This is a genomic window from Pseudomonas sp. C2B4, from assembly GCF_013359695.1.
Classification (GTDB): domain Bacteria; phylum Pseudomonadota; class Gammaproteobacteria; order Pseudomonadales; family Pseudomonadaceae; genus Aquipseudomonas.
The window spans coordinates 14861-28246 of sequence record NZ_JABFMU010000031.1; the positions used below are offsets into that span (position 1 = coordinate 14861).

Genomic DNA, 13386 nt, shown 5'->3' on the forward strand with positions numbered 1-13386 from the left:
CCTGACCGGCAAAACACATCCCCAACCGGTCGCGAATTTTCCCCTGCCCGTTGGCCCCTCGCTCTACGCGTAACAGCTTATCCCCGCTATACTCATCGGCTTTTCCTGAATAAATGCCAATAGGGTCCCGCCGCGCATGGATAAGACCTACCAGCCGCACGCCATTGAAACTTCCTGGTACAACACCTGGGAGTCTGAAAATTACTTCGCCCCGCAAGGCGCGGGCGAGTCCTACACCATCATGATCCCGCCGCCGAACGTCACCGGCAGCCTGCACATGGGTCATGGCTTCAACAACGCGATCATGGACGCCCTGATCCGTTTCCGCCGCATGCAGGGCCGCAACACCCTGTGGCAGCCGGGCACCGACCACGCCGGTATCGCCACGCAAATGCTGGTGGAGCGTCAACTCGAAGCCCAGGGCCAGAATCGTCACGATCTGGGCCGCGACAAATTCCTCGAGAAAGTCTGGGAGTGGAAGGACCAGTCCGGCGGCAACATCAGCCGTCAGATCCGCCGCCTCGGCTCGTCCGTGGACTGGAGCCGCGAGCGCTTCACCATGGACGACGGCCTCTCGGAAGCCGTTAAAGAAGCCTTTGTCCGCCTGCACGAAGACGGCCTGATCTATCGCGGCAAGCGTCTGGTCAACTGGGACACCAAGCTGCACACGGCGATTTCCGACCTCGAAGTGGAAAACCACGACGAGAAGGGTTTCCTGTGGAACCTGAAGTACCCGCTGGCCGACGGCGCCAAGACCGCTGAAGGCAATGATTACCTGATCGTCGCGACGACTCGTCCGGAAACCATGCTCGGCGACTCCGCCGTGGCCGTTAACCCGAACGACGAACGCTACAAAGCCCTGATCGGCAAGTTTGTCGAGCTGCCGCTGGTCGGCCGCCGCATCCCGATCATCGCCGACGATTACTGCGATCCCGAATTCGGCACCGGCTGCGTGAAAATCACCCCGGCCCACGATTTCAACGACTACGAAGTCGGCAAGCGCCACAACCTGCCGCTGCTGAACATCTTCGACAAGAACGCCATCGTTCTGCCGGCCGCCCAGGCGTTCAACCTCGACGGCACGCTGAACGAGAGCATCGACGGCAAGATCCCGACCGAATACGCTGGTCTCGACCGTTTCGAAGCGCGCAAACAGATCGTCGCTGCATTCGATGCTGCCGGCCTGCTGGTCAGCGTCAATGATCACGCCCTGAAAGTACCGAAAGGCGACCGTTCCGGCACCATCATCGAGCCGTGGCTGACCGACCAATGGTACGTGTCCACCAAGCCGTTGGCCGAGCCTGCGATTGCCGCCGTTGAAGACGGTCGCATCCAGTTCGTGCCCAAGCAATACGAAAACATGTACTTCTCGTGGATGCGCGACATCCAGGATTGGTGCATCAGCCGTCAGCTGTGGTGGGGCCACCGGATTCCAGCGTGGTACGACGAGTCGGGCAAAGTCTACGTCGGTCGCGACGAAGCCGAAGTGCGTGCCAAGCACAACCTCGGCCCGGACGTTGCGCTGCAGCAGGACAACGACGTACTCGACACCTGGTTCAGCTCGGGCCTGTGGACTTTCTCCACTCTGGGCTGGCCGGAAAAGACCGAATTCCTGAAGAAATTCCACTCCACCGACGTGCTGGTGACGGGTTTCGACATCATCTTCTTCTGGGTTGCCCGGATGATCATGCTGACGATGCACCTGATCAAGAACGAGGATGGTACGCCGCAAGTACCGTTCAAGACCGTTTACGTGCACGGCCTGGTGCGTGATGGCCAGGGCCAGAAGATGTCCAAGTCCAAGGGCAACGTCCTGGACCCGCTGGATATCATCGACGGCATCGAGCTGGAAGAGCTGGTGCAGAAGCGCACCTCCGGCATGATGCAGCCGAAACTGGCGAAGAAGATCGAGAAGCAGACCCGCGACGAGTTCGCCGAGGGCATCGCAAGCTACGGCACCGACGCCCTGCGCTTCACTTTCTGCTCGCTGGCGTCCACCGGTCGCGACATCAAGTTCGACATGGGCCGCGTCGAAGGCTATCGCAACTTCTGCAACAAGATCTGGAACGCAGCGCGCTACGTGCTGGACAAGGGCGAAGACTGCGGCCAGAACGGCGAAGCCTACGAGCTCTCGCTGGCTGACCGCTGGATCATTTCGCAGCTGCAACGCACCGAAGCCGAAGTGACCCGTCAGCTCGACCAGTTCCGTTTCGACCTGGCGGCACAAGCCTTGTACGAGTTCATCTGGAACCAGTACTGCGACTGGTACCTGGAGCTCTCCAAGCCTGTGCTGTGGGACGAAAACGCGCCGGTCGAACGTCAGCGCGGCACTCGTCGCACCCTGGTTCGCGTGCTTGAAGTGGCCCTGCGCCTGGCGCATCCGTTCATGCCGTTCATCACCGAAGAAATCTGGCGGCGCATCGCGCCGCTGGCCGGTATCGAAGGCAAGACGATCATGCTGCAGCCTTGGCCAGTGGCCAACGAAGCACGCATCGATCAGGCCGCCGAAGACGACATCGAATGGCTCAAGGGCCTGATGCTCGGCACGCGCAACATCCGTGGCGAAATGAACATCGGCCCGGGCAAACCGCTGCCGCTGTTCCTGAAGAACGTCAGCGCCGAAGATCAGCGCCGTCTGAGCGAAAACGAGGCATTGCTGAAAAAACTGGCGCGCCTCGAATCGATCACCGTACTCGCCGCCGGCGAAGAAGCACCGCTGTCAGCGACCGCACTGGTCGGCGAAATGGAAGTGCTGGTGCCGATGGCCGGCCTGATCGACAAGGGTGCGGAACTGGCCCGTCTGGACAAGGAAATCCAGCGCTTGCAAGGCGAAGTCCAGCGCGTGGGCGGCAAGCTGTCCAACGCTGGTTTCGTCGACAAGGCACCGGCTGAAGTCATCGACAAGGAACGCGCCAAACTGGCCGAGGCTGAGCAGGCCTTGGGCAAACTGGCCGAGCAACATGCGCGGATTGCCAGCCTGTAACGGCAAATCGCAATGAAAAAGGGAGGCCCGCAATGGCCTCCCTTTTTTGTGCCTGCAACACCCAAAATCCCCTGTGGGAGCGAGCCTGCTCGCGAATGCGGTTCAACATTCAATATTTGAATAGGCTGACACTCCGATTTCGCGAGCAGGCTCGCTCCCACAGTTGATCGGTGTTGCCCGTAGATGTGGGACAATGCTCGCCACTTTCAGCCATACCCGAATCGACCACGCCCATGAACGCCCCCCGCACACCCAAACCTGCGCGCAAGAAGCCTGAAACCGCGACCCCGACCAAAGCCGTCGAGCCGCGTGAAAAGGCCAGCCTGCACCCGCGCAATCGCCATCAGGGTCGTTACGACTTCCCCGCGCTGATCAAAACCACGCCGGAACTGGCGAAATTCGTGATCATCAACCCGTATGGCAAGGAAAGCATCGACTTCGCCAGCCCCGATGCGGTGCGCGTGTTCAACCGGGCGCTGCTCAAGGCGTTCTACGGTATCGCCCATTGGGACATCCCGGCCGACTACCTGTGCCCACCGGTGCCGGGCCGTGCCGATTACGTGCACTTCCTGGCTGACCTGCTGGCCAGCATGAACGAAGGCAAAATCCCGCGCGGCGCGCAGGTCAATGTCCTCGATATCGGCATGGGCGCCAACTGCGTTTATCCGTTGATCGGGCACAGTGACTACCGCTGGCACTTCCTCGGCTCGGAAATCGACCCGACGGCGGTGGCTTCGGCTAAGGCCATCGTTCAGTCCAATGGCTTGAACAAAGCCATCCAGTTGCGCCAGCAAACCAATCCCAAGCACATCCTGATCGGCTTGCTGGAGCCGGGTGAGCGCTTTGACCTGACCATGTGCAACCCGCCGTTCCACGCCTCGATGGCCGAAGCCACCAAGGGCAGCGAGCGCAAATGGCGCGCACTGGGCCGCGCCGACCCGAAACGCAAACTGCCGGTGCTGAACTTCGGCGGTCAGTCGGCGGAATTGTGGTGTGAAGGGGGTGAAGCGCGTTTCGTGACGCAACTGATCGCCGAAAGCGCGAACTTCCAGCACAAAGTGCTGTGGTTCAGCACCCTGGTGTCGAAAGCCTCGAACCTGCCGGCCATCGAGACCGCGCTGAAAAAGGCGGGCGTACTGGAAAGCCAGGTCGTGGAGATGTCGCAAGGACAGAAACAGAGTCGCTTCGTTGCCTGGACCTTCCAGACCAAGTCCGAACAGCAAATCTGGCGCCGCGAGCGCTGGACGCGCTAAAGCCGGACAGACACAGGTTAATGGTGGGAGCAGGCTCGCTCCCACCGTGGTTCAACGGTGTTTACAGAGCAATCGCTGAATCACAGGCACAAAAAAACCGTGCCCGGACTGCTCCGGCGCACGGTTTTTTTTTCACTGCGTCTTACTTGTTCACAGCGTCGGTCAGGCCTTTGGCCACAACCAGCTTGATCACTTTCTTGGCAGGGATTTCGATGGCAGCGCCAGTCGAAGGGTTACGGCCGGTACGGGCAGGACGCTCAGTCACTTTCAGTTTGCCGATGCCTGGCAAAGTGATTTCGCCGCCGTTTTCCAGCTGATCGGCAACGATTTGGCCCAGTTGGTCCAGAGCGTTACGCGCGGTGGTTTTTGGCGCGTCGATAGCTTCAGCGATGTCGGCGATCAGTTGGTCTTTAGTAAGAGCCATGTAGTGTTCCTTCCCTATCAAATTCATATGGATTGCAGAGTGCAGTGTCAGCCATCGAGCCCGATCTTCTGGATCTGGCACCCTCGGCAATAACCGCGACGAGTCGGGTTATAGATGCCGAAATCAGGGTTTGGTTCGACCTGACATTTGCTGACTGCACGCTTAACGCAGTGACTTCGCGTAAGACCGGGCAAAACTAGCACAGAGACGGGGAAATATCCGCCTCTAGCTACCCATTTGGTCAGCTTTATTGCGCTAAATCGGGAAAAAAACGCATAAGCGCCGCCGGTCGCCGTGCAATTGCCCTTCGCACCGCTCCAAAACCAGCGGTTGCGGTACACTGAGCGCTTTTTCGGGGAGCACGCCCTCTCCTCTCAAACCAGCCGAGAAGCCCATGCCGATCCGTCATTGCATCGTCCACCTGATCGACAAAAAACCCGACGGCACACCCGCGGTTCTTCACGCCCGCGACTCTGAATTGGCCGAGTCCGCCGCCATCGAGAACATGCTTGCCGACCTCAATGAAAGCTACAACGCCAAGCAAGGCAAAGCCTGGGGCCTGTTTCACCCGGAGTCCGGCGCCTTTCCCTTCAGTGGCTGGCTGAAGGAATACCTCGATGGCGGCCAGGACTTCACCGCATTCAGCCGAGTGGCGGTCGAACACCTGCAAAAGCTGATGGAGGAATCCAACCTGTCGGTCGGCGGCCACGTGCTGTTCGCACACTATCAGCAAGGCATGACCGACTATCTGGCGATCGCCCTGCTACACCACAGTGAAGGCGTGGCGGTGACCGACGAACTGGACGTGACCCCGTCCCGTCACCTGGATTTGGGCCAGTTGCACCTGGCGGCGCGGATCAACGTCTCCGAGTGGCAGAACAACAAGCAGTCCAAGCAGTACATTTCCTTCATCAAGGGCAAGAACGGCAAGAAAGTGTCGGAATACTTCCGCGACTTCATAGGCTGCCAGGAAGGCGTCGACGGCCCGGGCGAAACCCGCACCCTGCTCAAGGCCTTCAGTGACTTCGTGGAAAGCGAAGACCTGCCGGAAGAGTCCGCCCGGGAGAAAACCAAGACCCTGGTGGATTACGCCAGTAGCCAGGCCAAGCTCGGCGAGCCCATGGGTCTGGAGGAGCTGTCGGAACTGATCGACGAAGATCGCCCGAAAGCCTTCTACGACCACATTCGCAACAAGGACTACGGCCTGTCGCCGGAGATCCCGGCTGACAAACGCACCCTGAACCAGTTCCGCCGCTTCACCGGTCGCGCCGAAGGCCTGTCGATCAGTTTTGAAGCGCACTTGCTGGGCTCGAAGATCGAGTACGACGAAGAAGCCGGCACCCTGATCATCAAAGGCCTGCCGACCTCGCTTACCGACCAGCTCAAGCGCCGCAACTGATGCTGGGCAACGTACTGAAAAAAGTCCTGCTGATTCTGCTGGTCGTGGTCGTTTACCAGAACTGGGGCAAGATCGAGCGGGTGTTCAATCCCTCGCAAGTGGTGTCCGAGCAGATTCAGGCCACGGCCAATGTTGTGCTCTACAGCACCGAATGGTGCGGCTACTGCAAATTGACCCGGCGCTTTCTCGATCAGAAAGGTATTCCGTACAAGGAATTCGATATCGAGAAAGACGCCGAGGCGCGCAAGGCCTATGAAGCCTTGGGTGGCGGCGGGATTCCGTTCATCGATGTGAACGGGACGCTGATTCGCGGGTATGACCCGGATGCGATCCTGGCCGCCCTGAAATAACGCGCCCGGCATGACTTATCTTTGTGGCGAGGGGATTTATCCCCGTTGAGCTGGGTAGCATCCCCGGAAAAAGAGGGACTGCTACGCAGTCCAACGGGGATAAATCCCCTCGCCACAGCAGTGTGTATGCAGATACAGATGTATCAGCGTGCCTCCACGCGAAAACCCAGCCGCGGAAAGTGCACATGTACCACGCCACCGCGTTCATCCTCACGCAGCACGATCAATTCCTCACTACCCGCGAACAGCAATTCCCCCGCCACCGGATCGACGCCATAGTCAGTGGCCGCGACAACTACTTGCTGGCCAGCCTCGAACCCGTTCGGATCGATGAATGGCTCATCCGGCAACGCTGCCGGTGTCGCGTTGCGTGCAATCGCCAGCGCTTCTTCCGAGGTCATCTCGCTGGGCGCCCCATGACCGAAACCCAGGACCCGACCTAACCAGGCCGAGACGGCTGGATAGTTATCCACAAGCGGCGCCGTCACCGGTGTCGCCTTGAGGAACCACAACGGATGCGCCATGGCAAAGTCGGCAATCGACGGTTCGCCAAACAGGTAATCACCCTCTTCGCGTTGCAACTGTTGCTCCAGACGCGACATGATCGTCGGCCACTGATGCCGCGCTTGCTCAGCGGTTAACTTCGTAGCGCTGCCGCCGCTGAACAATCGGGCGCGGTCAGCCAGGAAAGCCTTGATCACCTCCTGCGGCAGATGACCGAAACGCACAGCAACCGATTCCGGTTGAAACACCAGGCTGACGGCATGCTGAAACACCACCGAATCGGCCCAGGCGGCGAAGGTCGCAGCGATCATTTCCTGGCCTTCCGGGAAAAACGCGGGCAGGGCTTTTTCCTGATCCAGGCGACGGGCGATCAGTGCCGTATCGCAATAGATATCCGCGCCGATCTGCAACACCGGAGTCCTGCGGTAGCCACCGGTCAGCGCCGTCAGATCAGGCTTTGGCATCACTGGCGAGATCTTCACCGAGCGCCAGGACAAGCCTTTGAAGCCCAACAGCAGTCGGGCCTTTTCGGCGAAGGGGGACGTCGGGTAGTGATGAAGAATCAACTCGGACATGCTCGGCTCCGCCGCACTCAGAAGGAGTCTCCAGCTTAGCGCGCAATCGATTTGCAGAATACGGATCAGCCTGATGGGAACCGATCAGTCAGATTGATAAGCCGGTGGCACTGGCCACCAGGCATTCCTTGGCGCTCTTCTTGAGTTTTTTGATCAACCGTTCCTGACGCAGCGCATCGCTTTTGTCACGACAGCGTTCGGTGTAGACCAGCGCCATGGCAGGGCTGGAGAGAAAGAAGCGTGCACCTTTGCCACTCTGATGTTTGGCGAAGCGGCGCACGGGATCGTCGCTGATCCCGCAGTAGAGCGAACCATTGGCCGCACGCACGAGGTAAACGAACCACGGCTTGCTCACTGCGGAATCAGCTTCGACAGGGGTTTCGGTGAGGGGGGTCATGAAACGATCAAGGCTTGAAAGGAAACAAGCCGCGATCTTATCAGCGACTGGCCTGGAATGCCTTCAGCCCCTTCAGGGCCTGCGCGCGAACGGCATTGCGCACCAGCGGCGTCCAACCCAGCAACACGCCTTTGAAACCCAGGGCCTGACGCGACCATGCCCACAGATCGAAGCTGTCGTGGTGTTCGCAAATCTTGCCATCGCGAAAGACGAAACGTGCCTGGATGTCGTTGACCACGGTATTGCCGGTCTGGCTGAACAGGTAGGTCGCGACCCAATGGGCACCACCGCTGCGGTCATCACTGCGCACGTTGTCGAAGGTCAGGGAGAAATCCTTGGCCCGGGTGGTGAGCATGCGCCACATGTCACCGGCATCGCGCCCCCGCAGTTCGCCGAACGCCGGATCACTGAACACCACGTCGTCGGTGTAGCACGCGGCCATCGCCTCGGCATCCAGTCGCTGGAAGGCCTGGTAGAACCGGGTGATCAAGGCGCTGTGGGCTTCACTCATGGGCAGACTCCCTGTTGTGCAAAATGGCGTCGAAAGATTGCCTGCACGATAGTCTGCAAACGTCCGCAAGACCACTGGCATTCGTGGGCCGAATGCCAGCAGTGCGCCCGATTCAGATTTTTTCGCTTTGCACCTGGACATACAGCGCTCGCCCGGCCCCGAGCCCGGCGATGATCGCACCGATGCCGATCACGCCGAAGATCCATCCCACGGCAGTCCAGCCACCCGTCCAGTCGTGGACGATGCCCACCGCGAACGGCCCCATGGAAGCCAGGGTGTAGCCAAAACCCTGGGCCATGCTCGACAGGTTCGCCGCCACGTGGGAGTCCCGCGAGCGCAACACGATCAACGTCAACGCCAGGCTGAACGTGGCGCCCTGCCCCAGCCCGAGCACAATCGCCCAGCCCCACAAGCCTTCGATCGGTGCGTACAGGCAGCCGAACAAACCACCAAGGGTCAACGCCATCACGATCACAATTGCCAGGCGCTGATCCTTGCCACGGGTGGCCAGCCAAGGCGCAGCCAGGGAGCTGACCAGTTGAACGATCACCGAACCCGACAGCACCAGACCAGCCTGGGTCGGAGTGAGGCCGCGGCCGATGAGGATCGACGGCAACCAGCCGAACACGATGTACGCCAGGGACGATTGCAGGCCCATGTACAAGGTCACTTGCCATGCCAGCGGATCGCGCAGCAGGCCCCGGACGCGGTAGGCGACGTGATGCGCGCCGTGCTTTTGGCCGACTTGCGGCAACCAGAACATCGCCGCCGCCAGCGCTGGAATCGCCCAGAAGCCCAAGCCCAGCGCCCAGCTTTTGTCGAAGTGTTCACTCAGCGGCACGGTCGCACCCGCCGCCATCGCCGCGCCCAGGCACAGGGCCATGGTGTAGACACCAGTCATGGCCCCGGCCTGTTTCGGGAAGTCGCGCTTGACGATCCCCGGCAGCAATACGCCGATCACGCCGATGCTCGCGCCGGCCAGCACGCTGCCGGTAAACAGGCCAACTTCACCGAACGAACTGCGCAGGATGATCCCGCCCGCCAGCGTCAGGAGAATACCCAACACCACACGTTCAGCCCCAAACCGTCGCGCCAGCACGGGCGCCAATGGTGCGAACAGGCCCAGGCAAAGCACCGGCAGGGTTGTCAGCAAGCCCGCCTGCGACGCCGACAACCCGAGGCTTTTCGACACCTCGCTGAGCATCGGCGCCATGCTCGACAGCGCCGGACGCAGGTTCAAAGCAACCAGAACGAGGCCCAGCAGCAACAGCCACGGGCGACGCAACACTGGCTGGCTTTGCTGCACTTGTGCGTCATCGGCCTCGGCGTCGATCAACAGTTCTTCGAGGTCCGCCGTGCGTTTGGATTGTGAGAGGTCACTGCTGGACATGACATTCCTGGTTTCAAGGTTCATTGATTAACTGCCTCGACAGGGCCTTGGCGCGCTCCGGATCGCGTTGCTCGACGGCATCGAGCAGCTCGATATGCAGGTCGAACACTTCCTGGCGGCGCGGGGTGATGTTCAGGCAGTGGCGCAATTGCTCGCCAACGACACTGGAGAAATAGCGATACAACTCGCTGAGGGTCGGGTTGTGCGCGGCATCTACCAGGCGGCGGTGGAACACCAGATCGCAGGCGATGTAGGTGTCGAGATCGCCGTGATAGTGGCTGCCGCTGACGCCCAGCGCTTCACGCAAGGCCATCAGGTCCTCGTCCGTACGACGCAACGCGGCCAGGCCGATGGCTTCGACCTCAAGGATGTGCCGGGTCTCGCGGGCCTGTTCGAGGGAGCACTGCGACAACACCTTCAGGGTGTCCAGCGGATCGACCACCGCCCGCAGGTAACTGCCGTCGCCCTGACGGATCTCGATCAACCCGGAAAACGCCAACACCCGCATGGCTTCGCGCACGGTGTTACGGCTGATGCCCAGCTCGGCGGACAGTTCGGGTTCGGTGGGCAAGCGCTGGCCGACCACCCAGACACCCTGATTGATGCGCTGACGCAACTGATCCAGGGCCTGATCGACCAGGGATCGTTTCACTAACGGAGAAATTTCTGACATTGGGCTCATCCTTTCATCCAATCATAGGATGAATTTTCTGACATGTTAGTCAGCTTCAAGTAGGACGGCAACCGCCTACGGTCAGAGGGAGGCAAAAGAAGCGGGATTTTCGATTAGTCAAAATTACCCTTTAAGGGTAATTTCAGGAATAGGGTTAAGGGTCTCATGGAAAAGAGCACACCCCATTACGACTTGTCTGTGATCAAGGCAGAGGTTGTCAAATCAGGCAAAAAAGCGTTCACACAACGCGCTTTGGCGTCGGGTCATGACATGGGTTTGAAGTATCCACTCATGGTGCAGGCAATCTGCTTGCTGGAACGCAGAATGCTCTACAAGTCCATGACTTCCTACGCAGATCATCGAGTCTGGCAGGACGTTTATCACATGAAGTTTTACGGTATGGAGATATACATCAAAGTGTCTTACCGCCCTGGCGGTGGGCATCCGGTAATCTCCTTCAAGGAGAAAAACCTTTGAAATCACAACAATGCGTAAGCTGCGGTACCCCTGACGGAATGAGCCATTTCAATGGACGCACGCTCTCGGTCGACTACAAACAAATGTCACGGCTTGTCCAGGATATCGCCGGCTGGGAATGCAGGGTCTGCGGCGAAATCGAATTCGATCATGACACCGACTCCGCAGATCGCTACTCGGATGCGGGGGATCAACTGCTTGAAGATTGTTTCCAGGTCATGGGCTCCGAGATGAAACGCATCCGCCGCAAACTGCACCTCACACAGAAGGAGGCGGTCAAATTGCTTTCAGGCGGCGGGCACAATGCCTTCTCCCGCTACGAACGCGGCGAACTCGCCCCTCCGCAACCGCTGTTCACATTGATGCGCCTGCTGGATCGTCATCCTCATTTACTGGCTGAAGTGCAAGCGCTGAACGAAGGCGCCGATTTGAAGCGCTTGCTGGCCGAACGCTTTCCGGAACAGGAAACCGTAAAGGTCTGCTGACCCAAGAATCAGGCAAAAATAAACCCGGAACAGAGTCCGGGTTTATTTCACTGCCAAGCATCGATCAATGCAGGATCTGGCTCAAGAACAGCTTGGTGCGATCATTCTGCGGGTTGTCGAAGAAGTCATTCGGCGCAGCCTGTTCGACGATTTCGCCCTTGTCCATGAAGATCACGCGGTTGGCCACGGTGCGGGCAAAGCCCATTTCGTGAGTTACGCAGAGCATGGTCATGCCGTCTTCGGCCAGGCCGATCATGGTGTCGAGCACTTCCTTCACCATTTCCGGGTCGAGTGCAGACGTTGGTTCGTCGAACAGCATGATTTTCGGTTTCATGCACAGTGCACGGGCAATCGCCACACGCTGTTGCTGACCACCGGACAGTTGCCCCGGGTACTTGTGCGCCTGCTCCGGAATGCGTACGCGCTCCAGGTAGTGCATGGCGATTTCCTCGGCCTTGCGCTTGGGCATCTTGCGTACCCACATCGGCGCCAGGGTGCAGTTCTGCAGAATGGTCAGGTGCGGGAACAGGTTGAAGTGCTGGAACACCATGCCGACTTCACGGCGGATCGCTTCGATCTGTTTGAGGTCGTTGGTCAGCTCGACGCCATCGACCACGATGCGACCCTGCTGGTGTTCTTCCAGGCGGTTGAGGCAGCGGATGGTGGTGGACTTGCCGGAACCCGACGGACCGCACAGGACGATACGTTCGCCCTGCTTGACGTTCAGGTTGATGTCTTTCAACACGTGGAACTGGCCGTACCACTTGTTCACGCCCTGCATCTGAATAATGCCTTCAGGGCTCACAGGCTGTTTAATTGCTTCGCTCATCGAAAAACTTCCTAAATAAGGTAGCGACTTAGCGCTTGTGGCCCGTGTCGAGCTTGCGTTCCAGATGCATGGAATAGCGCGACATACCAAAACAGAAAATCCAGAACACCAGGGCGGCGAACACATAGCCTTCGGTGGCCATGCCCAGCCATTTCGGGTCGGCGGCGGCTTGCTTGACGCTGTTGAGCAGGTCGAACAGGCCAATGATGATTACCAGGCTCGTGTCCTTGAACAGCGCGATGAAGGTGTTGACGATGCCGGGGATCACCAGCTTCAGGGCTTGCGGCAGAATCACCAGGCCCATGCTGCGCCAGTAGCCCAGGCCCATCGCTGCAGCCGCTTCGTACTGTCCTTTAGGGATCGCCTGCAGACCGCCGCGCACCACTTCGGCCACGTAGGCCGACTGGAACAGGATCACGCCGATCAACGCCCGCAGCAGCTTGTCGAAGTTCATGCCTTCGGGCAGGAACAACGGCAACATGACCGAGGACATGAACAGCACCGTGATCAACGGCACGCCGCGCCAGAATTCGATGAAGGTCACGCAGACCACACGAATCGCCGGCATGTTCGAACGTCGGCCCAATGCCAGGATAATCCCCAGCGGCAATGCACCGGCAATGCCGACAGTGGCGATCACCAGGGTCAGCATCAGGCCGCCCCATTGGCTGGTCGCCACTTGGGTCAGGCCGAACACGCCGCCATGCAACAGGCACCAGGCAATGATCGGGTACAGCACCAGGAAGCTCAGGCCATACACCGCTTTACGGTGGAAGCGCGAGATGAACAACGGTGCCACGCCGATGACCGCCAGCCACACGGTCAGGTCCACGCGCCAGCGCAGTTCCGGCGGGTAGTAACCGTACATGAACTGGCCGAAACGCTGCTGGATGAACACCCAGCAGGCACCTTCCTTGGTGCAGTCGGCCTGGGAGGTGCCAACCCAGTTGGCGTCGAGGATCGCCCACTGCAGGATCGGCGGAACCACCAGGTAGATCAGGTAGAACGCGAACAGGGTCAGCAGGGTGTTGAGCCAGCTGGAGAACATGTTGGCGCGCATCCACGCCATCGGGCCGAAGACCTTGGCCGGCGGTGGCATGTCGGGTTTGAAAGTATGAGTACTCATGCGCTATTCC

Annotated in this window: 14 protein-coding genes; 6 read left to right on the forward strand and 8 right to left on the reverse strand. The window is 59.6% G+C overall.

What is annotated here, in order from left to right; translation table 11 throughout:
* The first annotated feature begins 136 nt into the window (after positions 1-136).
* The gene (locus HNQ83_RS19095) at positions 137-2983 is read left to right on the forward strand and encodes a valine--tRNA ligase (protein ID WP_175390367.1); all 2847 of its coding nucleotides are present in this window, start codon (positions 137-139) and stop codon (positions 2981-2983) included.
* A gap of 233 nt (positions 2984-3216) precedes the next feature.
* Complete coding sequence (gene rlmF, locus HNQ83_RS19100; protein ID WP_175390368.1) at positions 3217-4236, forward strand: 23S rRNA (adenine(1618)-N(6))-methyltransferase RlmF; 1020 nt, start codon at positions 3217-3219, stop codon at positions 4234-4236.
* Positions 4237-4378: 142 nt separating this feature from the next.
* On the opposite strand, the gene HNQ83_RS19105 is transcribed toward rlmF, so the two are convergent.
* Positions 4379-4660, reverse strand: a complete 282-nt coding sequence (locus HNQ83_RS19105) for an HU family DNA-binding protein (RefSeq protein WP_003221909.1) — start codon at positions 4658-4660, stop codon at positions 4379-4381.
* Between the two features lie 394 nt (positions 4661-5054).
* Between HNQ83_RS19105 and yejK the strand changes: the two genes are divergently transcribed.
* A complete protein-coding gene (gene yejK, locus HNQ83_RS19110; protein WP_175390369.1) occupies positions 5055-6059 on the forward strand; it encodes a nucleoid-associated protein YejK in 1005 nt (334 codons plus the stop codon).
* The gene (locus HNQ83_RS19115; protein ID WP_175390370.1) at positions 6059-6409 is read left to right on the forward strand and encodes a glutaredoxin family protein; all 351 of its coding nucleotides are present in this window, start codon (positions 6059-6061) and stop codon (positions 6407-6409) included. Before yejK ends, HNQ83_RS19115 begins: the two co-directional genes overlap by 1 nt.
* A 143-nt stretch (positions 6410-6552) precedes the next feature.
* Here the strand turns inward: HNQ83_RS19115 and HNQ83_RS19120 are convergent, their stop codons facing one another.
* From HNQ83_RS19120 to HNQ83_RS19140, 5 genes are all read right to left on the reverse strand, one after another.
* On the reverse strand, positions 6553-7488 hold the full coding sequence (locus HNQ83_RS19120; protein ID WP_175390371.1) for a glutathione S-transferase family protein: 936 nt from the start codon (positions 7486-7488) through the stop codon (positions 6553-6555).
* 88 nt (positions 7489-7576) lie between these two features.
* The gene (locus tag HNQ83_RS19125; RefSeq protein ID WP_175390372.1) at positions 7577-7885 is read right to left on the reverse strand and encodes a GIY-YIG nuclease family protein; all 309 of its coding nucleotides are present in this window, start codon (positions 7883-7885) and stop codon (positions 7577-7579) included.
* Between the two features lie 40 nt (positions 7886-7925).
* On the reverse strand, positions 7926-8396 hold the full coding sequence (locus tag HNQ83_RS19130; protein ID WP_175390373.1) for a nuclear transport factor 2 family protein: 471 nt from the start codon (positions 8394-8396) through the stop codon (positions 7926-7928).
* 112 nt (positions 8397-8508) lie between these two features.
* Positions 8509-9810, reverse strand: a complete 1302-nt coding sequence (locus tag HNQ83_RS19135) for a CynX/NimT family MFS transporter (RefSeq protein ID WP_175390374.1) — start codon at positions 9808-9810, stop codon at positions 8509-8511.
* On the reverse strand, positions 9800-10459 hold the full coding sequence (locus tag HNQ83_RS19140) for a FadR/GntR family transcriptional regulator (RefSeq protein ID WP_175390375.1): 660 nt from the start codon (positions 10457-10459) through the stop codon (positions 9800-9802). The genes HNQ83_RS19135 and HNQ83_RS19140 overlap by 11 nt, the downstream gene beginning before the upstream one ends.
* A gap of 165 nt (positions 10460-10624) precedes the next feature.
* Here HNQ83_RS19140 and HNQ83_RS19145 point away from each other — a divergent pair, with 165 nt between their 5' ends.
* Both HNQ83_RS19145 and HNQ83_RS19150 read left to right on the forward strand, forming a co-directional pair.
* Positions 10625-10936, forward strand: a complete 312-nt coding sequence (locus tag HNQ83_RS19145; protein ID WP_175390376.1) for a type II toxin-antitoxin system MqsR family toxin — start codon at positions 10625-10627, stop codon at positions 10934-10936.
* Complete coding sequence (locus HNQ83_RS19150; RefSeq protein WP_175390377.1) at positions 10933-11421, forward strand: type II toxin-antitoxin system MqsA family antitoxin; 489 nt, start codon at positions 10933-10935, stop codon at positions 11419-11421. Before HNQ83_RS19145 ends, HNQ83_RS19150 begins: the two co-directional genes overlap by 4 nt.
* A 64-nt stretch (positions 11422-11485) precedes the next feature.
* Here the strand turns inward: HNQ83_RS19150 and HNQ83_RS19155 are convergent, their stop codons facing one another.
* Positions 11486-12250: an amino acid ABC transporter ATP-binding protein gene (locus HNQ83_RS19155; protein WP_003178331.1), complete on the reverse strand. Its 765-nt coding sequence runs from the start codon at positions 12248-12250 to the stop codon at positions 11486-11488.
* A gap of 28 nt (positions 12251-12278) precedes the next feature.
* The gene (locus HNQ83_RS19160) at positions 12279-13376 is read right to left on the reverse strand and encodes an amino acid ABC transporter permease (RefSeq protein WP_175390378.1); all 1098 of its coding nucleotides are present in this window, start codon (positions 13374-13376) and stop codon (positions 12279-12281) included.
* Positions 13377-13386: the final 10 nt, after the last annotated feature.